Source organism: Bradyrhizobium sp. 159 (assembly GCF_023073795.1).
Lineage (GTDB): Bacteria > Pseudomonadota > Alphaproteobacteria > Rhizobiales > Xanthobacteraceae > Bradyrhizobium.
On the sequence record NZ_JADPKE010000102.1, the window covers coordinates 62,022 to 84,132 of the forward strand.

Genomic DNA, 22,111 nt, shown 5'->3' on the forward strand with positions numbered 1-22,111 from the left:
CACTCGGCTCGCGCTGCGCGCGATCGACCCTCCCCCTCCAGGGGAGGATAGGCGCCCTGCCGCAAGCGAGCAGCTTAACGACAACTCCAGTTCCCGGCTCCGCCGGGCATTTCGCTGTCGCTTGCGACCGCGCAACGCGCTAGATTTGTTAAGAAAATGAGATCGGGCGCTGCCAGCGCCCAGGGAGAAGCGCGCTCGCCATGCTGCACGACTGGGGCGTGATCGCCGCCGCCTTCGGCTACATCGGCTTTCTGTTCCTGGTGGCGAGCCACGGCGACCGTCGCTCGCCGACCGGGCCCGGCCGCGCCTCCGGGCTGATCTACCCGCTGTCGATGGCGATCTACTGCACCTCCTGGACCTTCTTCGGCTCGGTCGGCTTCGCCACCCGGACCTCGACCGACTTCCTGGCGATCTATGTCGGCCCGATCCTGATGATCGGACTGGGCGCCGGCGTGCTCCGGCGCGTCATCCAGCTCGCCAAAGCCCACAACATCACCTCGATCGCCGACTTCATCGGCGCGCGCTACGGCAAGAGCCAGGCGGTGGCAGCCACCGTGGCGCTGATTGCCATCATCGGCTCGGTGCCCTACATCGCGCTGCAGCTCAAGGCGGTCGCCTCATCGCTCGGCACGATCCTGAGCGAGGACCAGGCCTTCTCCCACATCCCGATCCTCGGCGACATGGCGCTGATGGTGACGCTGGCGATGGCGGCCTTCGCCGTGCTGTTCGGCACCCGCCAGACCGACGCCACCGAGCATCAGCACGGCCTGATGCTGGCGGTCGCGACCGAATCCATCATCAAGCTGGTCGCCTTCCTCGCCGCCGGCATCTTCGTCACCTTCTGGATGTTCTCGCCGCAGGAACTGATCGAGCGCGCCATGAAGACGCCGGAGGCGGTGCGCGCAATCAACTACTCGCCGTCGATCGGCAACTTCCTGACTATGACGCTGCTGTCGCTGTGCGCGATCATGCTGCTGCCGCGCCAGTTCCACGTCAGCGTCGTCGAGAATTCGTCCGACGCCGAAGTCGGCCGCGCGCGCTGGCTATTCCCGCTCTATCTCGTCGCCATCAATCTGTTCGTGATCCCGATCGCGATTGCCGGCCTCGTGACCTTCCCGTTCGGCACCGCCGACCCCGACATGTACGTGCTGGCCCTGCCGATGGAGGGCGGCGCGGATCTGCTCAGCGTCGTCGTCTTCGTCGGGGGCCTGTCGGCCGCGACCGCGATGGTGATCGTCGAATGCGTCGCGCTCTCCATCATGGTCTCGAACGACCTCGTGGTGCCCTTGGTGCTGCAACGACGGCCGGAGGGCCGCACCGGCGGCGCCGATTTCAGCGATTTCCTGCTGCGGTCGCGGCGACTTGCGATCTTCGCCATCATGGTGATGGCCTATTTCTACTATCGCGCGCTCGGCAACACCCAGCTCGCAGCGATCGGCCTGTTGTCCTTTGCCGCCATCGCCCAGCTTGCACCAAGCTTCTTCGGCGGGCTGCTGTGGCGGCGGGCGACGGCGCGCGGTGCGATCGGCGGGATGCTGGTCGGCTTCGTGGTGTGGCTCTACACGCTGTTCGTCCCGAGCTTCATGGATTCCTCGACGACGGGAATCCTGCTGCTCCAGCACGGCCCGTTCGGAATCGAGGCGCTGCGGCCACAGGCGCTGTTCGGCGCCGACCTGCCGCCGCTGATGCATGGCGTCATCTGGTCGCTGTCGCTCAATATTCTCACCTATGTGCTGCTCTCGCTGGCGCGCCGGCCATCTTCGATCGAGCTGGTGCAGGCCGATCTGTTTGTCCCCAACACGCTCGCGCCGATCTCCCCAAGCTTCCGCCGCTGGCGCACCACCGTCACCGTGCAGGACATCCAGACCACGGTCGCGCAATATCTCGGGCCCGACCGCGCCCGCCATTCGTTTGAGGCTTTCTCGGCGCGGCGCAATGTCCGGCTCGAACCCGGAGCGCCCGCCGATTTCGAGCTGTTGCAGCATGCCGAGCACCTGATCGCCTCGTCGATCGGAGCCGCGTCCTCGCGGCTCGTGATGTCGCTGCTGCTGCGCAAGCGGACGGTCTCGGCAAAGGCCGCGCTGAAACTGCTCGACGATTCCCATGCGGCGCTGCACTTCAACCGCGAGATCCTTCAGACCGCGCTCAACCATGTACGCCAGGGTATCGCGGTCTTCGACGCCGATTTGCAACTGATCTGCTCCAACCGGCAGTTCGGCGATCTCCTCAACGTTCCTCCGCATTTCATTCAGTTCGGCACGCCGCTTCGCGAAATCCTGGAGTTCATCGGCATCAGCGATCCGGACGACCCGGTCGAGCGCGAGGCCATGCTGGAGCGGCGGCTGGCCGCCTACACCACCGACAGCGAGCCCTATCTCGAACGCCTGCCGGAACGCCACATGGTGATCGAGGTGCTCACCAACCGCATGCCGGGCGGCGGCTTCGTCATCACCTTCACCGACGTCACGCCCACCTTCGAGGCGGCGGAAGCGCTGGAGCGCGCCAATGCGACGTTGGAAAAGCGCGTCCGCGACCGCACCGAGGAGCTGACGCGGCTGAACTCGGAGCTGGCGCTGGCCAAGAGCACGGCGGAGGACGCCAGCATCTCCAAGACGCGCTTCCTCGCCGCCGCCAGCCACGATATTCTCCAGCCGTTGAACGCGGCGCGGCTCTACGTCACCAGCCTTGTCGAGCGCCAGCACAATGGCGAGGAGACCCGGCTGGTCGAGAACATCGACGAGTCGCTTCAGGCCATCGAGGAGATCCTCGGCGCGCTGCTCGACATTTCCAGGCTCGACGCCGGCGCAATGACGACTTCGATCACGAGCTTCAAGATGGCCGATCTGATGCGCTCGCTGGAGATCGAGTTCGCGCCGATCGCGCGCGCCAAGGGCCTGGAGCTTGCCTTCGTGCCCTGCTCGTTGCCTGTCGAGTCGGATCGGCTGCTGCTGCGGCGCCTGCTCCAGAATCTGATCTCCAACGCGATCAAGTACACCCCCCGAGGCCGCGTGCTGGTCGGCTGTCGTCGGCGCGGCGCCTCGCTCAAGATCTGCGTCTACGATACCGGCGTCGGCATCCCGCCGGTCAAGCGCGGCGAGATCTTCAAAGAATTCCATCGCCTCGAGCAGGGGGCGCGAATCGCACGCGGCCTCGGCCTGGGGCTCTCGATCGTCGAGCGGCTGGCCCGCGTGCTCAAGCACAGCATCGCCATCGACGGTAATGCAAGCGGCGGCTCGGTATTCTCCGTGACGGTGCCGACGGCGAAGGCGATCACCCACACCGCGGCCGTGACCAGCGCGACGCCGCTGGCACGCACGCCGATCTCGGGCGCACTGATCGTCTGCATCGAGAACGATGCGGCGATCCTCGACGGCATGCGCACGCTGCTGAAAGCGTGGGATGCCGAGGTTATCGCGGTCGCCGATCCCGAGGGCGCGATGGCGGCGATCGAAGCCGCCGGGCGGCGCGTCACCGGCCTGCTCGTCGACTATCATCTCGATCGCGGTAACGGCATCGCCGCCATCCGCGACATCCGCCGCCGCTTCGGCGACAGCATCCCCGCGATCCTGATCACCGCCGACCGCAGCCCCGCCGTGCAGGTCGCCGCGCGGGATGAAAAGGTCGCGGTGCTCAACAAGCCGGTCAAGCCGGCCTCGCTGCGCGCCCTGCTCGGTCAGTGGCGCACGCAGCAGATGGTCGCGGCGGAATGAATGCGGGGCCGGTCAGTAGTCGGTCGACACACTGAGCGCGCGCCATTTCTCTAGCTCTTCGAGCCGAAGCCTGTCCGTCGCCGCGATCGCGTTCACCGCGTCGCTTCCGAGGGCGATCCGCAGAGGTGGACGCTTCATGTCGACGAGCTTCAGCACAAGTGCTGCAGCCTTGGCCGGGTCACCGGGCTGGCGGCCATCGTAATTGCGCTGCATCCTGACGGCTGCGCCGACAACCAGGTCGTACTCCGCTCGCCCCTCGCCGGTCGCATGCGCGGTCTGGGCAAAGCCGGTCCGGAAGCCGCCGGGCTCGACGATTGTCACCTGCACACCGATCAGCGCCATCTCTCGCGAAGGACTCCGAAAAGCCCTCGATTCCCCATTTCGCGGCCAAATAGGCCGCGCGAGCCGGAGCACCAATGCGCCCGCCAACGGATGAGACTTGCACGATGTGCCCGCGGCCTTGCCGGCGCAGAACGGGGATCGCCGCCTTGGTAACGATGATGGTGCCGATCAGGTTGACCTCGATCTGCTGACGAAACGAGTCCAGGCTCGTGTCCTCGACCGATCCGAGATCGCCGTAACCGGCGTTGTTCACGACAACATCGACGCCACCGAAGGCTTCCACGGCCAGGCCGAGCGCCGCTTGCGCTGCCGCGGTCACGTCGAGGGTTGCAAGCCGAAGCCTTTCGCCGAAGCGCTCAAGCAACGGTTCGAGCGGCTTTGGGTCCCGGGCCGAAGCGACGACGCGATCTCCCGCCGCGAGCGTCGCCTCCACGATGGAGCGGCCGAGCCCGCGCGAGCCGCCGCTGATGAACCAGATCTTGGACATTCAGGGTGCCAGCCGCGTGAAGACGTAGTCTCGGCTCTTGGCGCGGGCTTCGTGGCAGGAGAAGCAGGTGCGGTGCTGGGCCTCATCGACCGCCTTGCCGTCGACGAAGCGACCAAAACCCCAGCCGCCGGTTGAGGCGTATTTCTTGGAGTCTTTGACCATCACCTGAACCGTAGTTGCGGCGCCGGGAATCGTCGCGGACGCAAATTCAGGGGACTGTTTCCGCTTCCAGGCGCGCTTGACCAGAACGGTGCCGTCCGGGAACGGAAGCTTTCCCGTGTGGTAAGCGTCAATCGCGATCTGGTTGCCGACGACAGCGCGAAGCTCGTCGAGCGGCGCCGCCTCTTCGGCCGGCGCGATCAGCTCCCACTGCTTGTAGCCCGGCCGAACCGTGACCCCGAAGATCGGCGAGGCGTCCGCCGCGCTGCGGTCCGCCGGACCTTCCGCGAAGGCGACCGTGACGAGATACGGCACGCAGGTCAGGAGCACGACGAGGAGGACCACCGCCAGAACGACCATCGTGGGGTAGGAAGACTTCTTCTTTTCAGGTTCGGTTGTTGTCATGACGTTTCATCAAGCTGGAATGAGGGGCGAACCTTGGTCCAGCCTGGCTGGACCGAGGTGCTTACAATGTTCAGGCGCGGTCGGCGTCGATGACGGCCTTGGCAAAGGCTTGCGGTGCTTCCTGCGGCAAATTGTGGCCGATGCCGCCGGTGATCAGGCGAAACTCATATTGGCCTGAGAACTTCTTGGCATAGGCGCTCGGGTCGGGATGCGGCGCGCCGTTGGCGTCGCCTTCCATCGTGATCGTTGGCACGTCGATGACGGGAGCTGCCGCGAGCTTCCTTTCGAGATGCTCGTATTTCGTCTCGCCCTGGGCAAGCCCGAGCCGCCAGCGGTAATTGTGGATCGTGATCGCGACATGATCCTTGTTGTCGAGCGCTGCTGCGCTTCGATTGAAGGTGGCGTCGTCGAACTTCCATTGCGGCGAGGCGAGCTTCCAGATCAGCTTGGCAAAATCATGCGTGTACTTCTCGTATCCGGCGCGGCCGCGCTCGGTCGCGAAATAGAACTGGTACCACCATTGCAGTTCGGCCTGCGGCGGCAGCGGCGCGTTGCCCGCGGCTTGGCTGGAGATCAGATAGCCGCTGACCGACACCAATGCCCGGCAGCGGTCCGGCCACAGCGCGGCGATGACGTCCGCGGTGCGCGCGCCCCAGTCGAAGCCGGCGACGACGGCCGTCTTAATATCGAGCTTGTTCATCAGCGCAATGATGTCGGCAGCCATTGCCGCCGGCTCGCCGTTGCGCGGCGTCTCGCTGGAGAGGAAATGCGTCGTGCCATAGCCGCGCAGGTAAGGGATGATCACACGATAGCCGGCCTTTGCCAGGATCGGCGCGACATCGACGAAGGCGTGAATGTCGTAGGGCCAGCCGTGCAGCAGGATCGCCACGGGCCCGTTGGAGGGACCCGCCTCCACATAGCCGACATTGAGAACGCCGGCATCGGTCTGCTTGACCGTACCGAAGGACGCGTTCGATGCTTGGGATCGCGACGCTTCCGTCGCGGCGCGGGCGAGTTCGATCACGCAGAGACCGGCGGCAACGGTTCCCGCGGCGACGCCGAGAAACTGGCGGCGATGTTGGTCGATGATCTGCTTCATGGTGGCTACCTTGCTGATGGTGGGTGATGATGCGTCAGATCAGCGCGACCGTGACGTCTATGTTGCCACGGACGGCGTTGGAATAGGGGCAGGTTTGATGCGCTTCATCGATGATGCCGCGTGCGATCTCGCGATCGAGACCCGGCAGACGAATATTGAGGCGCGCCCTCAACGAGTAAGCGCCCTCGTCGAGCACGAGGTCGATCTCCGCATCGATCGCGCATTTCCTGGGGAGATCGATTTTCCGCTTGCGCGCCGCGATCTCCATCGCGCCTTCGAAACAGGCCGACCAGCCGGCCGCGAACAATTGCTCGGGATTGGTGCCGATGCCTGCGCTACCCGGCGGCGACAGCTTGACGTCAAGCCGACCGTCGGAACTGCGCGACATGCCATCGTGTCGACCGCCGCTGGTGTGTGTCTTGGCCGTGTAAAGCAGTTTTGCCGCTTGCGTCATCAAGGTCTCCTTGCCGTTGCGCAGCTGACTAGCAGCGGCTGCCGCAGGACACCCGTTTGGAGTTGTGAGAAGTTGTGAGGTCTCAGCTCGCTCGTCTCACAAGGGCTGCATCCACCGTCTGATGCCGATGCAGGCAGGCGCTTGCTGGATCGCAGCCATCTGCTATCGGGTCCATTGGAAAGCATCAGGATTCGTCATGACTGAACCGGCCGGGTCTGTGGCAAAAACCCTATCGTTCGGGCCATTCACCGTGACGCCGCATGAAAGGCTGATGACGCGCGACGGCATCCCGCTGCCGCTCGGCGCGAAAGCCTTCGACCTGCTCATCGCGCTGATGTCGCGGCCGAACGAGGTCGTCAGCAAGTGGGATCTGATGGCGCTGGTGTGGCCCGGCCTGACTGTGGAAGAAGCCAGTTTGCGCTTTCACATCGCAGCCCTTCGCAAGGCGCTCGGCGACGGCAGCGACGGCGCACGCTACATCACCACGCTCTCCGGCCGCGGTTATTGCTTCGTGGCGCCGATCTCGCGAGCGGCCATCCCGGCAGAGCGGTGCGCGGCACCGCGGGGCGGCCTGTCGCCGGTGAAGCTGCCGAACCGGCTGCAACGGATGGTCGGACGCGACGATGCGATCGCCGCCGTCTCGGACAAGCTCATCGCCTCGCGCTTCGTCACGATCGCCGGTCCCGGCGGCGTCGGCAAGACGGCCGTGGCGGTCGCAATCGCTCATGACCTGCTCGAGACCTTCGCCGATGCCGCACACTTCGTCGATCTTGCCGCGCTCAGCGATCCCGATCTCGTGATCACCTCGATCCTGCTGATGCTGGGCTTGCCGGCGCAAACCGACGATCCTCTGCCCGCGCTGCTCGCGCATCTCCGTGACAAGAGGATGCTGCTGATCCTCGACAATTGCGAGCACGTCATCGCTGCTGTGGCCCCGCTGGCTGCGGAGATCTTCCACGCCGCACCGCATGTCCATATCATGGCCACGAGCCGCGAAGCCCTACGCGTCGAGGGCGAGCAAGTCTATCGATTGGCGCCACTCGCTGTTCCGCCAGACCGCTCGAGACTAACAGTCGCTGCGGCGCGGACCTATCCTGCACTTCAACTCTTCCTCGAACGTGCCACGGCCAGCGGCGCGCAGATCGCGCTCGACGATGCCAATGCCGCGATCATCGCAAGGATTTGTCGCAAGCTCGACGGCATGGCCCTGGCGATCGAACTCGCCGCCGGCCGGGTCGAGGCCTATGGCCTGGAGCAGACGGCCACGCTGCTCGACGAACGCCTCAATCTGCTCTGGCAGGGCCAGCGCACCGCGCCGCCGCGGCAGAAGACGTTGCAGGCGACCCTGGACTGGAGCTACGGGCTCCTGACCCACACCGAGCGCCTGGTGCTGCGCCGGCTTGCGGTGTTCGCCGGGCACTTCACCATCGACGCCGCGCTCGAGGTCGTCCCGGACAAACGCGTCGATCGCTCCCACCTGTTCGACGCCATCGACAGCCTCGTCGCCAAGTCCATGGTGGCGCCCCGACCGATCGGCGCCATGATGCGCTACCGGCTGCTCGACACCACGCGCGCCTATTTGCTCGAGATCGAGCCGAACGACGCGGGGCTCGCCGGACGCCACGCCACCTACTACCGGCAATGGCTGGAGCAGGCGGGCTCGACCTGGGCCACCGTGCCGAGCGCCGACGAACGGGCGATCCACTTCTCCGCACTTCACAACGTGCGCGCCGCGCTGGATTGGTGCTTCGGCACGGACGGCAATGTCGGCATCGGCATGGCGCTCGCCGCTGCGGCGGCACCGATCTTCCTCGCGATGTCGCTCTTGATCGAATGCCGGCGCTGGTCGGAGCGGGCGCTGCTTGCGATCGATCCTTCCTCGCGCGGTAGCGCCGAGGAAATGCACATCCAGGCTGCCCTCGGCCTCACCTTGATGTTCACGCGGGGCGGCAGCGAAGCGGCGCGCGCCGCCTTGAGCCGGAGCCTTGCGATCGCCCAGGGCCGTTGCGACGAGATCAACCAGCTCCAACTGCTCGGCCGCATGCATATCTTCCACGAGCGGATGGGAGAGTTCGATGCCGCACTCCGTTACGCCCAGCAGAGCCTCACCGTTGCCGAGGCGCTCGGCGATGCGGCTTCGACCGCACTTGCCCATTCGCTCCTGGGCGTCTCGCTGCATCTGGCCGGCGAGCATCACGATGCGCTGACGATGCTGGAGGCTGCCTGGCTGGGGCCAGGCACGGAACGGATCAGCACGGTCTACGGCTTCGATCATCGCAACCGGGCCGGCATTTCGCTTGCACGAGAGCTTTGGTTGCAGGGCCGGCCCGCGCAGGCGCAGCAGCTGGCGCGACAGACGGTCACCGAAGCCGCGCAGATGGATCATCCGATCACGCTCTGCATCGCGCTGATCTGGGCGGTTTCGATCGACCTCTGGAACGGAGACCTCAACGACGCGGAAGCGAACATCGACCGCTTCATCGCACACGCCGAATCGCGCTCGATGAGCCCGTATCTCGCGGTCGGCCGCGGCGTCAAAGGCGAGCTGGCAATCCGGCGGGGAAACGCCGCTGACGGCCTCGAGACGATCAGGGCTTGTCTGCACGAGCTCCACGATGCCGGCTACGAGCTGCTCACTACGACCTTCAACATCGCGATGGTTCAGGGCTTCTTGGCAATCGGACAGATCGAGCAGAGTGCACGCCTGGTCGACGAGGCGATCCGCCTCGTCGAGCAAGGCGGCGACCACCTCTACATGCCCGAGCTGCTGCGCATGAAGGGCAGAATCCTGTTGTCGCTGCCAGAGCCCAACGCTGAGCAAGCAGAAGCCCACTTCATGCAGTCGCTGGATTTGAGCCGCCACAGAGGTGCAAAAGCCTGGGAGCTGCGAGCGGCAATCGATCTCGCCGAGCTCCTTGCGGAACGGGGCCGGCGAGAGCACGCGAAACGCCTGCTTCAATCAGCGCTCGATGGCTTCGCCACGGGCTCCGAGACGACGGATATCACCGCCGCTAACAGGCTGCTGGCGATGATCTAGGTCGGACTGTGCGCACCCCGGGACGCTTCACCCCGTCGGCGTGCCCTGCTTCCACTGGCCACCGGCGATCTTCGCGGCGGCAATGACGGCTTGAGTGCGGCTCTCGACCCCGAGCTTTTGCAGGATGGCCGAGACGTGCGCCTTGATGGTGGCCTCGGAGACGCCGAGCTCATAGGCGATCTGCTTGTTGAGGAGGCCCTCCGATAGCATCATCAGGACCCGGACCTGCTGCGGCGTCAGCGTCACCAGACGGTCGCGCAGGCGCGTCATGTCGGGGTCGGCGGCGGCCGACAGATCGGTGTCCGCGGGAACCCAGACGTCGCCCTCCATAACCTTGAGGATGGCGTCGCGCAGCGTCTCGACGCCGAAACGCTTGGGGATGAAGCCGGAGGCGCCAAAATCGAGCGAGCGGCGAATCGTGGCGCTGTCGTCGGACGCCGAGACGATCACGACCGGTATCGCCGGATATTGCGCCCGTAGATAGATGAGGCCGGAAAAGCCGGAGATCCCAGGCATCGAGAGGTCGAGCAGGACCAGATCCACGTCGGAGGCCTGTTCCAGCAGCTTGGTCAGATCCTCGAACGATCCGGCCTCGTCGATCCTGGCCGAGGTCAGGACGCCCGCCACCGCCTGCCGCAGCGCGTCGCGGAACAGCGGATGATCATCGGCAATGACGAGATGGGTTGAGGGAGCGTTCATCGTTCTCTTGCTGTCGTTCGCGCCGGGAGGCGTGTCAACGCGGCGGCGGTCAATTCTTCCCCGAGCGGCCATGGCATGCAAGTGCACATTATCCCTTTGTCGCAAAGGGGTTAATCCCAGCCTTTACGGTTGCGCACCGGCGCCCCAGACCGGAGCGTCAGGCGCGCGTCAGTGCGCAAAGCCGAAAGTCGTATTGGGGCGGGTTTCACGCCGATGTTACCTTGCAAGCAAGACCTGGATTGATCCGGCCCGTCCGGGCATCTGGGGCGCGAGGAAACGCATTTCGGGGAGCGACTCAACATGTCGACAATGGCAGTGTCTCAGACGGGCGCGGGAGGTATGACGAAGGACGAACGGTTCGTCATTCTCGCCTCCTCGCTCGGTACCGTCTTCGAATGGTACGACTTCTACCTCTACGGTTCGCTGGCGAGCATCATCGGCGCCCAGTTCTTCTCGGCCTATCCGCCCGCAACCCGCGACATCTTCGCGCTGCTGGCCTTCGCCGCCGGCTTCCTGGTGCGCCCGTTCGGCGCGATCGTGTTCGGCCGCATCGGCGACATCGTCGGCCGCAAATACACCTTCCTTGTCACCATCCTGATCATGGGTCTTTCGACCTTCATCGTCGGCCTGCTGCCCAACGCGGCGACCATCGGCATCGCGGCTCCGATCATCCTGATCGCGCTGCGCCTCGCCCAGGGTCTGGCGCTCGGCGGCGAGTATGGCGGTGCGGCGACTTATGTCGCGGAGCACGCCCCGAACGGCAAGCGCGGCTACTACACCTCCTTCATCCAGACCACGGCGACGCTTGGCCTGTTCCTGTCGCTGCTGGTGATCCTGTTCACCCGTACCGCGACCGGCGAAGCCGATTTCGCGGCCTGGGGCTGGCGCATCCCGTTCCTGGTCTCGGTGCTGCTGCTTGGCATCTCGGTCTGGATCCGGCTGCGTCTCAACGAATCGCCGATCTTCCAGAAGATGAAGGACGAGGGGAAGAGCTCGAAGGCGCCGCTGACGGAGGCCTTCGGGAACTGGCAGAACGGCAAGCTCGTGCTGCTCGCCCTGCTCGGCGGCGTGATGGGCCAGGGCGTGGTCTGGTACACCGGCCAGTTCTATGCGCTGTTCTTCCTGCAATCGATCCTGAAGGTCGACGGCTACACCGCCAACCTCCTGATCGCCTGGTCGCTGCTGCTCGGCACCGGCTTCTTCATCGTGTTCGGCATCCTCTCCGACAAGATCGGCCGCAAGCCGATCATCCTCGGTGGCTGCCTGATCGCGGCGCTGACCTTCTTCCCCATCTTCAAGATGATCACCACCAACGCCAATCCGGCGCTGGAAAAGGCCATCGAGCAGACCAAGGTCGAGGTGGTGGCAGATCCAAAAGGCTGCGGCGACCTGTTCAACCCGGTCGGCACCCGCGTCTTCACCGCGCCTTGCGACACCGCACGCGCCTTCCTGTCGCAGTCGTCGGTCAAGTACTCGACCACACCAGGCCCGGCCGGCTCCGGCGTGAAGGTCATGGTGAACGGCAAGGAGGTTCCGTACACGAACGCCAAGGACAGCAACCCGGCCGTCCTCGCCGCCGTGCAGGCCGCCGGTTATCCGAAGGCGGGCGATGCGGGTATCGTGAAGATGGCGCACCCGTTCGACATCTTCCGCCCGCAGGTTGCGGCAGTCGTCGGGCTGCTGTTCATTCTGGTGGTGTTCGTCACCATGGTGTACGGCCCGATCGCGGCCATGCTGGTCGAACTATTCCCGACCCGCATCCGCTACACCTCGATGTCGCTGCCCTACCACATCGGCAACGGCTGGTTCGGCGGCCTCCTGCCCGCGACCGCCTTCGCCATCGTGGCCTCGACAGGCGATATCTATGCAGGTCTCTGGTATCCGGTCATCTTCGCATCCATCACCGTGGTGATCGGCTTCCTGTTCCTGCCCGAGACCAAGGACGTCGACATCAAGGCGACCTGATCGAAAGCACAGTCGACAACACGAACCGGCCGCGGTCTCCGCGGCCGGTTTTGTTTTGTCCCTACTGATTGCTGCCGACGAATTGCAGCACGATCTCGCGCCGATGCGGCCGGCTGCGATGTTCGATCAGGTAGATCGCCTGCCAGGTGCCGAGCGCGAGCTTGCCTTTCAGGATTGGCACCTGAAGCGAGGTCCCCGTCAGCATCGTCTTGACGTGCGCCGGCATGTCGTCCGGCCCCTCAGTGTCATGCGTCCATCCGGCATTCTCCGGCGCAAGCCGGGACAGCGCCGTGGTGAGATCGACGAGGACGGACGGATCGGCGTTCTCCTGAATCGTCAGCGAGGCCGAGGTGTGGCGGATGAACAATGTCAGCGCGCCCTCGCGCGCGTGCGCTTCGGCGATGAACTTGGCTGCCTCGCTGGTCAGATCGGTGAAGCCGCGGCCGGGCGTCTGCACGGTGAGCAGCGACGATGCGAGCGTGGTGGTTTGCACGAATGATGGCGCCGAACGCGTTACGGATTTACCTGATGTCATCAAGAGCCTCTCGTCGTCCTGGCGAAAGCCAGGACCCACTACCCCGAATGCTCGTGATGGCGAAAGGTGGCAACTCGTGTCGAAAAAACAGAGAGGCTGCGGTACATGGGCCTGGCTTCCGCGAGGACGACCTCGAAGGGGCCGAATCAAATCTTCCCCGACACGTCCTTCTGCACGCGGTTGGCCATGTCGATCAGCCGGCGCCAGGCCCTTTCCAGGAAAGACATCACGCGGTCGACGTCTTGGTCACTCGGCAGCGGGATCTCGATCTTGCGCTCGCCCTCGGCGGCCTTCGGCTCCGCCTTCTTGAGCGGATCGGATTTCGGCAGCGGCTCGTCGATCTTGCCCGATACCGTCGGCCCAGCCGCGAGCTGGCCCTTCAGCTTCTCGACTTCGGCCTGAAGCCGGCCGATTTCGGTATCGAGCGCGGCCCGTTCGTCGGGTAAGGCGTAGCAGGCCCAGCCGGCGCCGTTCTTGGTGCAAGTCGACATGGTGCCGGTGCGGGTGTCGAGCCGCAACACGCCTTCCGGGATCGGCGTCATGCTGTAGCGGCCGTTTTCGCTGTCAGGAGCGGATTGCGCGGCGACGAAGCCGCCGCTGACGACCATCACCACGGCGAACGTCGCTACCGCAAACCATGATGTTGTGGATGACGTCACAGGTCTCATCTTGCGCTCCGCCACGACGTGCAGGTGGCACTTTCGCAATTCTACCCCCGCCGAGGCAATCCGCCGCCCAAAACGCACCACCGATATCAACGACCGCGACCGTCCCTTTGATCCCGGCGGCGCGGCGAAATGGCGGCTGCATTCGTTGATCATGCGGAGAGCTGCTGCGGTGCGGCGTCACGCTGTGTGCAGCACTGCTGTGCGCGCCAATATCAGCAAAGAAATCAGATACATAACGGAAAGCGACGCAATCGTGACTTGGCTTGACTTGATAATAGGCCATCAGTATGGTCCGCGCGGCTTTTGAGGGTGGCGGGCGTAATTTCCATTCAGCCGCGGCGATTCGGGTCTTCGTTGCATGACACAGGGCACGGAGCACGGCGGGAATGGAGATCGCGATAGATCGTCCGAGGAAGCTGCGCTTTCCGAACGGCTCGGAAATCTTGATCAACGCTTGTCCGAACTTCGGGACCGGCGGAGCAAGACCGAGCAACCCGCAGGTGACGGTGAGGACGGAGCGGCCAGAGCCTCGGCGATGGCGCTTGGTTTCCGGTTATCCTCGGAGTTGATCGCCGGCGTCGTTGTCGGAGCGGGGATTGGCTGGGGGTTCGACCGCTTGCTGTCGACGTCGCCTTTCGGATTTATCGTGTTCCTGCTGCTGGGCTTCGTCGCCGGCGTGGTGAATGTGGTGAGAACGGCGGGCGCGGGTCAAAACAGGCGCGGTGGTTCTTAAGCGATCCGCCCAGCAGAGGAATGATCGTGCCGGCTTTGCCGGTACGGGCCGGCCCGGCCGGCAGACCGAGACCCGCCGGCATTGCCGGCAGACCAAGAGATGCCGCGCTGATGAAAATCGACCCGATCCACCAGTTCAACATCGAGCCTCTCTTCACCCTGGGCCATATCGGCAATCATACGATCGCCTTCACCAATTCGTCGCTTTACATGCTGGTGGCGGTCGCGATCATCTCGATCCTGATGCTCGCCAGCGGCACGCAGCTGGTTCCCGGACGCCTCCAGTCCGTCGCTGAAATCTCCTACGAATTCGTCGCCTCGACCATCCGTTCGACGGCCGGCGCGGAAGGCATGAAGTTCTTCCCGCTGATCTTCTCGCTGTTCATGTTCATCTGCGTCTCGAATCTGGTGGGCATCATCCCCTATACCTTCACGGTGTCGAGCCACCTGATCGTCACCGCGGCGCTCGCGCTCTTGGTGTTCTTCACCGTCCTGATCTACGGCCTCTACAAGAACGGCCTGAAATTCTTCAAGATTTTCGTTCCCCACGGCGTCCCCATCTACATTCTGCCGCTGGTCATGTTCATCGAGATCCTGTCGTTCTTCCTGCGGCCGGTCTCCCACAGCGTCCGTCTCTTCGCCAACATGTTGGCCGGCCACATCGCGCTGAAGGTGTTCGCCGGCTTCGTCGCCATGCTCGGCTTCTCGCTCGGCGCCCTCGGCTGGGTCGGCGGCGTGCTGCCGCTGGCGCTCACGGTCGCGCTGACCTCGCTCGAGATCCTGGTCGCATTCCTTCAGGCCTATGTGTTCGCGATCCTGACCTGCATCTACCTCAACGACGCCATTCATCCGGGACACTGAGTTGTCCGGGGAATTTCCACCCAAAACCCAATCTTTCTTCCAAGGAGACTAAAATGGATCCGGCAGCAGCAAAACTTATCGGCGCGGGCATCGCGTGCATCGGCATGGGCGGTGCGGGCGTCGGCGTGGGCGTGATCTTCGGCAACTACCTCGCCGCAGCCGTTCGCAACCCGTCGGCCGCTCAGGGCCAGTTCGGCAACCTGATCTTCGGCTTCGCCGTGACCGAAGCGCTCGGCATCTTCTCGCTGCTGATCGCGCTGCTGCTGCTGTTCGTTCCGCTCTGAGAACGACGTTTTTTCGCGCCGTTCCAGGCTCTGGGACGGCGCGCGTGACAGCAACAGGAGAACTCCATGGCTGAGAGTCATGGCGGCGCGAAAGGTCCGGCGGGCGCTCACACCGAGGCTGACGGTGGTCACCATGGTGGCGGTTTTCCGCCGTTCGAGAGCAGCAGCTTTGCTTCACAGCTGGTGTCGCTCGCGATCTTCTTCGTCCTGCTTTACGTGATCGTGTCCAAGCTCGCTCTGCCGCGCATCGGCGGTGTGATCGAGGCGCGGCAGAACAAAATCGAGGGCGACCTCGCCGAAGCGCAGAAGCTGAGGGACCAGTCCGACGCAGCGCTGAAGGCCTATGAAAGCGAGCTCGCTTCGGCGCGCATGCGGGCGCAGGCGATCGGCAACGAATCCCGCGACAAGGCGAATGCGCAGGCGGACGCCGAGCGCAAGGCGCTGGAAGAGCAATTGGCGGCCAAGCTGGCCGGGGCGGAGAAGACCATCGCCTCGACCCGCGCCGCCGCCATGAGCAACGTCCGCGGCATCGCGGCGGATGCGGCAGGCCAGATCGTGCAGCAGCTCACGGGCGTCGTTCCCGACGCAGCGTCGGTCAATGCCGCGGTCGACGCGTCCTTGAAGGGTTAGTTGAGATGTTCTTCGAACCTGAATTTTGGGTCGCCGTCGCCTTCGTGATCCTGATGGTCGTGTTCGGCTATCTCGGGATCTTCAAGACGGCGATGGCCGCGCTTGACCATCGCGCCGATCGCATCAAGGCCGAGCTCGATGACGCGGCGCGTCTCAAGCAGGAGGCGGCCAAGGTGCTCGCCGACTACAAGGCGCGCCGTGCCATGGCCGAGCGCGAGGCTGCCGACATCATCGCCAATGCCAGAGCCGAAGCCGAGCGAATCGCAGCCGACGCCAAGGCGAAGATGGAAGACTTCGTCGCCCGCAGAACCAAGACCGCCGAGAGCAAGATCGCGCTCGCCGAGGCCCAGGCGCTGGCCGACGTCCGTGCCGCAGCCGCGGAAGCCGCCGTTCAGGCCGCTTCCACGATCCTGTCGCAGTCGGTCAAGGGCCAGGTCGCCGACGACCTGCTCGCCAGGGGCATCAACGAAGTCCGGCAGAAGCTGAACTGAGAACTCTGCCCTCACCACTCAAAAGCCGGCGCGATGAGCGCCGGCTTTTTGTTGGCCGATCTATAGCTACAAGTCCAGTGTCATGCCCCGCGCAGTCGGGGCATCCAGTACGCCGCGACCTCTCGATAGATCACTCACCTCTCTGGAATACTGGATCACCCGCCTTCGCGGTGATGACAGCCGTAATTGTAGTGACAGCCGAGCTTGAACCCTACTTCTTCTTCCGTCCCTTCGGCTCGGGCGCGAGCGCCTGCGGGTCGAAGCCGACATAGAAGATGTAGGTATCGGCGACCGCGGCCGAGGGCATCGGATAGGCCAGATCTTCGGCCACGAACGTGAACGGCACGCTGCCGCCCTCCGACATCGCGACCGTGGTCCGGTAGGCCTTCGAGGCGATCACCTTCTCGCCGACGCCGCCCTGCACCACGGCAACACGCAAGGGGACCTCGACGGTCGCAGGCGCGCCGGCGGGACCGGCGATGACACGGCCCTGGATTCCGATCCGCGCGGTGATATCACCGCCGCTCCGGGCGCATTCGCGCGCCATCTTGGTGATTGTGGCTTGGAAGCGGATGTCGTTGCCGACGGCCTGCTTGCCACCCGCGCCGACCGCGTAAGTCGAGGCGCCGGCGCGCACCGTGACCTGCGGGCAATCAACGTCGTCATCGGCCGGCTGGCCGGGCGCGGGCGCCGGCTTGGGCTGGGCCGGTTCGTCGGACTTGCCGCCGAACAGGCTCTTGAAGCGGTCGCTCAAGGACTGGGCCGCCACCGGCGAGACAGACGCGAGCGCAACCGACAACGTCAAAGCTGCCACCGTCCTCCGCCGCAACGCATTTCGCGACGACCGAAGCTCCTTCACCATCAACACCCATACTCCATGACAGCACAGCGCCGATCGCTGGCCGGCCCGCGCCGTTATATCGCCAAAATCGGCGAACCCAAGGCAGGCAGATTACGGCAGCAAACAAGGCGGGACGATCAAGACTTTGGCCGCAGGAGGTGGCAGCTCAACCGCGAAAATCCTCATGCAGCAGGCCGAACAGCAGGTGATCCTGCCAGATCCCGTTGATGCAGAGATAGCGGCGCGCCAGCCCCTCGCGCGAGAAGCCGCACTTCTCCAGCACCCGGATCGATGGTGCATTGGTGGGGATGCAAGCGGCCTCGACGCGGTGCAGATTGAGCTCGCCGAACAGCGTCGGCAGCAGCACCCGCAGCGCGGCGGTCATGTAGCCGCGATGGGCGTAGGGCTGCCCAACCCAATACCCGATGGTGCCGGCCTGCACGATGCCGCGCCGGACATTGGCCAGCGTGATGCCGCCGACCATGGCGCCGTCGAGCTCGCGGAAGATCAGAAAGGGATAGGAACGGTCCGCGGCAATGTCCTCGGAATAGCGGCGCAAGCGGCGGCGAAAGCCGGACCGGGTGAGATCGTCCGACGGCCAGATCGGCTCCCAGGGGGTGAGATAATCGCGGCTGCTTTCGCGCAAGTGAGCCCATTGCAGGAAGTCCGACATCTGCGGGGCGCGCAGCAACAGCCCGTTGCCGCGCGGCGCGAGGGCGGCGGGTCCACTGGATGGCAGGCGGAACAGGGCCATGGTGATGCTTCCCGGAGCGGGCGCCCCTTGCGCGGCGGCTCTTAATGCAGCCGCGCCTTGGCACGCGCCCGCGTCAATCCTTCCGCAAAAGATACCGCCGTGTCCAGACCCCTGCCACTGCCCAATGCAACAACCGCAGGGCGGCTGCGCGAAAGCAGCGCACGCGCGGCATCCCGGGTCGATTCGACGCTGACGGCGTCGATCCGGGCCACCAGCTCCTGCACCGTCTGCGGCCGGCCATAAGCCAGCACATGCCGGGCGAGCTGTTCGGCGCGGGAGGAGCAGCTCTCCAATGCCATCAGCAGGCCCGCCTTCATCTGCGCCTTGGCACGCGCGATCTCGGCCTCGGTCAGGGTCTCCACCGAATCATTCATGACATCGACCACGACCTCCATCATCTCCGGCGCGTCGGCGGGATCGGTGCCGGTGTAGAGGCCGAAGAAGCCGGTGTCGGTGTAGGGCGCGTGGAAGCTGTAGATGGAGTAGCAGAGGCCGCGCTTCTCGCGCACCTCCTGGAACAGCCGCGACGACATCCCGCCGCCGAGAATGTTGGTGAAGACCTGGAGCGAGAACAGCGACAGGTCGGTCTGCGGCACCCCTTCGAGCGCCAGCGTCAGATGCGCCTGCTCGAGTTCGCGGTGGACCACCTTGGCGCCGCCCTTGCCGAACTGGGCGGATTGCGGCTTCGGTCCCGGCGTCGCCTCAAAGCTCGCGAAGCGCTGCTCGACCTCGGCGACCACCTGCTTGTGATCGACCGCGCCGGCGGCGGCCACCACCATGTCGGGCCCGCGATAATGCGTCGACAGATAGCCGCGGAGCATGTCGCGGTTGAAGCCGCGCAGCGTCTTGGCGGTGCCGAGCAGCGAGCGGCCCATCGGCTGGTCGGGATAGCAGAGCTCGTTGAGATGCTCGAACACGACGTCGTCGGGTGTGTCCTGCGCAGCCCCGATCTCCTGCACGATGACGTTCTTCTCGCGCTCCAGCTCGTCCGGCTCGAAGGCAGGATTGGCGAGGATGTCGGCGAGCACGTCGAGCGCGAGCGGCACGTCGGCCTTCAGCACCCGCGCGTAATAGGACGTGGTCTCGGTCGAGGTGCCGGCATTGAGATCGCCGCCGACCGCCTCGATCTCCTCGACGATCTCGCGCGAGGAGCGCTTGGTCGTACCCTTGAACGCCATGTGCTCCAGGAGATGCGAGATGCCGTGCTCGTTCGGCTTCTCGTCGCGCCCGCCGACGCCGGCCCAGACGCCGAGCGCCGCAGTCTCGAGATGGGGCATTTTGTCGGTGACGACGGTCAGGCCGGAGGCAAGCTTGGAAATCTCGACGCTCATCCGGCAACTCCTTGCTTTGCGGCGCGGCTGACCGACAGCACGAACCGCTCGACCTCGGCCTGATCGTTCTTCATCACCTTCATGTGTTCGGATTTGGTCATCAATCCGTCGAGCCAGGCGGGCAGTTGCGGCCGCTGGCCGCAGGCCGCCTCGACGGCGTCGGGGAATTTGGCCGGATGGGCGGTAGAGAGCACGATGCTCGGGACCGTCGTGTCGGTGGTGTCGCGGTCGGCGACCGCGAGCGCCACCGCGGTATGGGGATCGACCAGCTCGCCCGCCTCGCGCCAAGCGGCGCGGATCGCGGCCGCGGTTTCGGTCTCGTCGGCACGGCCTGCGTCGAACGCCTCGCGGATCGCGGCCAGCGTCGCATCGGGCAGCACGAAACGCCCGGACTGCTTCAGTGAATCCATCAGACGGCGCACGCCGGCCGCATCGCGCCGGCCAGCCTCGAACAGCAGCCGCTCGAAATTCGACGAGATCTGGATGTCCATCGACGGCGACGCCGTGGCGTGCACTTCGCGCACCTCGTAGATCCCGGTCTTGAGCGTGCGGGCCAGGATGTCGTTGACGTTGGCGGCGATGTGCAGCGTACGCACCGGCAGCCCCATGCGCTTGGCGACGTAGCCGGCAAAGATGTCGCCGAAATTGCCGGTCGGCACGACGAAATCCACCGCGCGCGCCGGTGCACCGACGGCAACGGCCGACGTGAAATAGTAGACCACCTGGGCGACGATACGCGCCCAGTTGATCGAGTTGACGCCGGACAGGGACGTCGCATCGCGAAAGCGATGGTTGTTGAACATCCCCTTCACGAGCGCCTGGCAGTCGTCGAAGGTGCCTTCGACGGCGAGCGCGTGCACATTGGCCGCACCGGTCGTCGTCATCATCCGCTGCTGCACCTCGGAGATGCGGCCATGCGGAAACAGCACGATGAGGTCAACATTCTCCAGACCCGCAAAGGCTTCGACCGCGGCGCCGCCGGTATCGCCGGAGGTTGCGACCACGATGGTGGTGCGCTGGCCGCGCTTGGCGAGCACATGGTCCATCAGCCGCGAGATCAGCTGCATCGCCACGTCCTTGAAGGCGAGCGTCGGGCCGTGGAACAGCTCGAGCACGAACTGATGCGGCGACATCTGGCGCAGCGGCACCACCGCGGGATGGCGGAAGGTGGCATAGGCCTCGTTGGCCATGCGGCCAAGCTCGGCGTCCGTGATCTCGCCGCCGGCGAAGGGACGAATCACGTCGACCGCGACCTCCCAATAGGCGCGGCCGAAGAAGCCGGCGATGGTCTGCGCCGAAAGCTGCGGCCAAACGGCCGGCACGTACAGCCCGCCATCGCGGGCTAGCCCGGTCAGCATCACGTCGCAGAAGCCGAGTTCGGGGGCTTCGCCCCGGGTCGAGATATAACGAGTCAAACTGCCCTCCAAAGGCCAACCGAGTCTGAGCTCGCTCGTTAAGCCTTTGATTTTACGAAATTACTTGTTAACAGCCAGAGGCTTTGAGCCACCATAAAGTGTTTTGCGGCATCGGGAAACCGCTTCCGCTCGCCCCGTGGCCCAATGAAAAAGGGCTGCGGCATTGCCGCAGCCCTTCTCTTGGAAGGTCTGTCGTTGTGTGCAGACCGGTTGCCTCGTCGGGTCGTTCGACCCGCTAAAACTGTTCACCCAAGCTTTCGTCAGCTGTCGTCAAATCGTCAAGAGCCAAAACGGCGGGCGGGGGAAGATGTTCCAGTTTTTCCCGGCGTGCTCCAGGCCTTCTTTCGCGGATATGAGCAATGACTTGCGTGATATTGCCGTCTTTTCCCTAACCCATGGCCTGCCTGAGGAACGAATGCCGTGGCGGCCGATTGGGTCGGCGGACGGTGCCGGCCATCGCCCATGCATTGCCCGGCCGATGGCGACGCCGATCCGTCGACCGAACCGCTGCCTCCTGGAGCAGCCGGTTCGGTCGTTGGCGGGAGGTCAATTCATCCCGATTTCCACTGCGATCCGGATCAGGTCGGAATGGTTCTTGGCCCCTAACTTCTGCTTGAGCAGGGACGTCGTGTTCGCGACAGTCTTGTAGGAGATGCCGAGCGCCTCGGCGACCTCGACGATTTTGTCGCCGCGTCCGAGCAGACGAAGAATCTCGAGCTCCCGCGGCGTCATCTGCGAGGCTGGATTGGCCTTGATTGCGGCACCGGAAAACGTCACGGCTTCCGCAAGCTGCGGAGAGATGAAATTATCGCCCGCGACCACTTTGCGCACCGCTTTCAGCAGGATCCTGGGATCGTCACCCTTGGAGACATAGCCTTGGGCCCCAAGCTCGACCGCCCGCACCACGAAGGCCGGATCATCGTTCATGCTGAACATGATGATCTTGGCGTCCGGATCGTCCTTCCGAATGCGTCGCATCAGCTCGAAGCCGGAGACATCAGGCAGGCTGATGTCGATCACGGTAACGTCGGGCCGCTTGCTGACATAGGCGCGGTGCCCGGATTTCGCATCGTTCGCCTCGTCGATACGGATCGACTGGTCGGACGCGAACAGGGTGCGGCAACCGGACAGCACCACAGGGTGGTCGTCGACGATCAGGACCTTGGTTGCCGGCTTGGCGGTATCTTGCATCGCAGGCTCACTTGCTTTCTC

The 22,111-nt window shown here is 64.8% G+C and carries 20 protein-coding genes and 1 pseudogene; 8 read left to right on the forward strand and 13 right to left on the reverse strand.

Going from position 1 to position 22,111, the window contains the following annotated elements; all coding sequences use genetic code 11:
• Positions 1 to 200: 200 nt before the first annotated feature.
• Positions 201 to 3,710, forward strand: a complete 3,510-nt coding sequence (locus tag IVA96_RS32620) for a PAS domain-containing hybrid sensor histidine kinase/response regulator (protein ID WP_247421678.1) — start codon at positions 201 to 203, stop codon at positions 3,708 to 3,710.
• Positions 3,711 to 3,722: 12 nt separating this feature from the next.
• On the opposite strand, the pseudogene IVA96_RS32625 reads toward IVA96_RS32620, so the two are convergent.
• The 4 genes and pseudogenes from IVA96_RS32625 to IVA96_RS32640 form a co-directional block, all read right to left on the reverse strand.
• A pseudogene (locus tag IVA96_RS32625) lies at positions 3,723 to 4,539 on the reverse strand (SDR family NAD(P)-dependent oxidoreductase).
• Positions 4,540 to 5,103, reverse strand: a complete 564-nt coding sequence (locus tag IVA96_RS32630) for a cytochrome P460 family protein (RefSeq protein ID WP_247421679.1) — start codon at positions 5,101 to 5,103, stop codon at positions 4,540 to 4,542.
• 70 nt (positions 5,104 to 5,173) lie between these two features.
• Complete coding sequence (locus IVA96_RS32635; protein ID WP_247421682.1) at positions 5,174 to 6,202, reverse strand: alpha/beta hydrolase; 1,029 nt, start codon at positions 6,200 to 6,202, stop codon at positions 5,174 to 5,176.
• Positions 6,203 to 6,236: 34 nt separating this feature from the next.
• On the reverse strand, positions 6,237 to 6,656 hold the full coding sequence (locus IVA96_RS32640) for an organic hydroperoxide resistance protein (RefSeq protein ID WP_247421684.1): 420 nt from the start codon (positions 6,654 to 6,656) through the stop codon (positions 6,237 to 6,239).
• Positions 6,657 to 6,852: 196 nt separating this feature from the next.
• Here IVA96_RS32640 and IVA96_RS32645 point away from each other — a divergent pair, with 196 nt between their 5' ends.
• Positions 6,853 to 9,693, forward strand: a complete 2,841-nt coding sequence (locus tag IVA96_RS32645) for a winged helix-turn-helix domain-containing protein (RefSeq protein ID WP_247281742.1) — start codon at positions 6,853 to 6,855, stop codon at positions 9,691 to 9,693.
• Positions 9,694 to 9,720: 27 nt separating this feature from the next.
• Here the strand turns inward: IVA96_RS32645 and IVA96_RS32650 are convergent, their stop codons facing one another.
• Positions 9,721 to 10,392, reverse strand: coding sequence for a response regulator transcription factor (locus tag IVA96_RS32650; protein WP_247281743.1), 672 nt, complete (start codon positions 10,390 to 10,392; stop codon positions 9,721 to 9,723).
• A gap of 339 nt (positions 10,393 to 10,731) precedes the next feature.
• Between IVA96_RS32650 and IVA96_RS32655 the strand changes: the two genes are divergently transcribed.
• Positions 10,732 to 12,357 (forward strand): MFS transporter, encoded by a 1,626-nt coding sequence (locus IVA96_RS32655; RefSeq protein WP_247281744.1) that lies wholly within the window; start codon positions 10,732 to 10,734, stop codon positions 12,355 to 12,357.
• Positions 12,358 to 12,418: 61 nt separating this feature from the next.
• Here the strand turns inward: IVA96_RS32655 and IVA96_RS32660 are convergent, their stop codons facing one another.
• The 3 genes from IVA96_RS32660 to IVA96_RS32670 form a co-directional block, all read right to left on the reverse strand.
• Entirely contained in the window at positions 12,419 to 12,892 is a 474-nt protein-coding gene (locus IVA96_RS32660) for a secondary thiamine-phosphate synthase enzyme YjbQ (protein WP_247421688.1), read from the reverse strand.
• 146 nt (positions 12,893 to 13,038) lie between these two features.
• A complete protein-coding gene (locus tag IVA96_RS32665; protein ID WP_247281746.1) occupies positions 13,039 to 13,560 on the reverse strand; it encodes a hypothetical protein in 522 nt (173 codons plus the stop codon).
• Positions 13,457 to 13,843 (reverse strand): hypothetical protein, encoded by a 387-nt coding sequence (locus tag IVA96_RS32670; protein ID WP_247421717.1) that lies wholly within the window; start codon positions 13,841 to 13,843, stop codon positions 13,457 to 13,459. Before IVA96_RS32670 ends, IVA96_RS32665 begins: the two co-directional genes overlap by 104 nt.
• Before the next feature lie 75 nt (positions 13,844 to 13,918).
• Between IVA96_RS32670 and IVA96_RS32675 the strand changes: the two genes are divergently transcribed.
• The 5 genes from IVA96_RS32675 to IVA96_RS32695 all read left to right on the forward strand — a co-directional run bounded on the left by IVA96_RS32675 (position 13,919) and on the right by IVA96_RS32695 (position 16,558).
• Complete coding sequence (locus IVA96_RS32675) at positions 13,919 to 14,293, forward strand: AtpZ/AtpI family protein (protein WP_247281747.1); 375 nt, start codon at positions 13,919 to 13,921, stop codon at positions 14,291 to 14,293.
• Between the two features lie 110 nt (positions 14,294 to 14,403).
• Positions 14,404 to 15,153, forward strand: a complete 750-nt coding sequence (locus IVA96_RS32680) for a F0F1 ATP synthase subunit A (RefSeq protein ID WP_247281748.1) — start codon at positions 14,404 to 14,406, stop codon at positions 15,151 to 15,153.
• A gap of 53 nt (positions 15,154 to 15,206) precedes the next feature.
• On the forward strand, positions 15,207 to 15,437 hold the full coding sequence (locus tag IVA96_RS32685) for a F0F1 ATP synthase subunit C (RefSeq protein ID WP_007599451.1): 231 nt from the start codon (positions 15,207 to 15,209) through the stop codon (positions 15,435 to 15,437).
• 66 nt (positions 15,438 to 15,503) lie between these two features.
• Positions 15,504 to 16,067, forward strand: a complete 564-nt coding sequence (locus IVA96_RS32690; RefSeq protein WP_247421692.1) for a F0F1 ATP synthase subunit B — start codon at positions 15,504 to 15,506, stop codon at positions 16,065 to 16,067.
• Positions 16,068 to 16,072: 5 nt separating this feature from the next.
• Positions 16,073 to 16,558: an ATP F0F1 synthase subunit B gene (locus tag IVA96_RS32695; protein ID WP_247281750.1), complete on the forward strand. Its 486-nt coding sequence runs from the start codon at positions 16,073 to 16,075 to the stop codon at positions 16,556 to 16,558.
• Positions 16,559 to 16,769: 211 nt separating this feature from the next.
• On the opposite strand, the gene IVA96_RS32700 is transcribed toward IVA96_RS32695, so the two are convergent.
• From IVA96_RS32700 to IVA96_RS32720, 5 genes are all read right to left on the reverse strand, one after another.
• Positions 16,770 to 17,420 carry a hypothetical protein gene (locus IVA96_RS32700; protein ID WP_247421695.1) on the reverse strand — a complete coding sequence of 217 codons (651 nt, stop codon included), beginning with the start codon at positions 17,418 to 17,420 and terminating at the stop codon, positions 16,770 to 16,772.
• 145 nt (positions 17,421 to 17,565) lie between these two features.
• The gene (locus tag IVA96_RS32705) at positions 17,566 to 18,153 is read right to left on the reverse strand and encodes a GNAT family protein (protein WP_247281752.1); all 588 of its coding nucleotides are present in this window, start codon (positions 18,151 to 18,153) and stop codon (positions 17,566 to 17,568) included.
• Positions 18,154 to 18,194: 41 nt separating this feature from the next.
• The gene (locus IVA96_RS32710; protein ID WP_247281753.1) at positions 18,195 to 19,484 is read right to left on the reverse strand and encodes a pitrilysin family protein; all 1,290 of its coding nucleotides are present in this window, start codon (positions 19,482 to 19,484) and stop codon (positions 18,195 to 18,197) included.
• Positions 19,481 to 20,899: a threonine synthase gene (gene thrC, locus IVA96_RS32715; protein ID WP_247281754.1), complete on the reverse strand. Its 1,419-nt coding sequence runs from the start codon at positions 20,897 to 20,899 to the stop codon at positions 19,481 to 19,483. Before thrC ends, IVA96_RS32710 begins: the two co-directional genes overlap by 4 nt.
• Positions 20,900 to 21,445: 546 nt before the next feature.
• Positions 21,446 to 22,090, reverse strand: a complete 645-nt coding sequence (locus IVA96_RS32720) for a response regulator transcription factor (protein ID WP_247421698.1) — start codon at positions 22,088 to 22,090, stop codon at positions 21,446 to 21,448.
• Positions 22,091 to 22,111 lie beyond the last annotated feature (21 nt).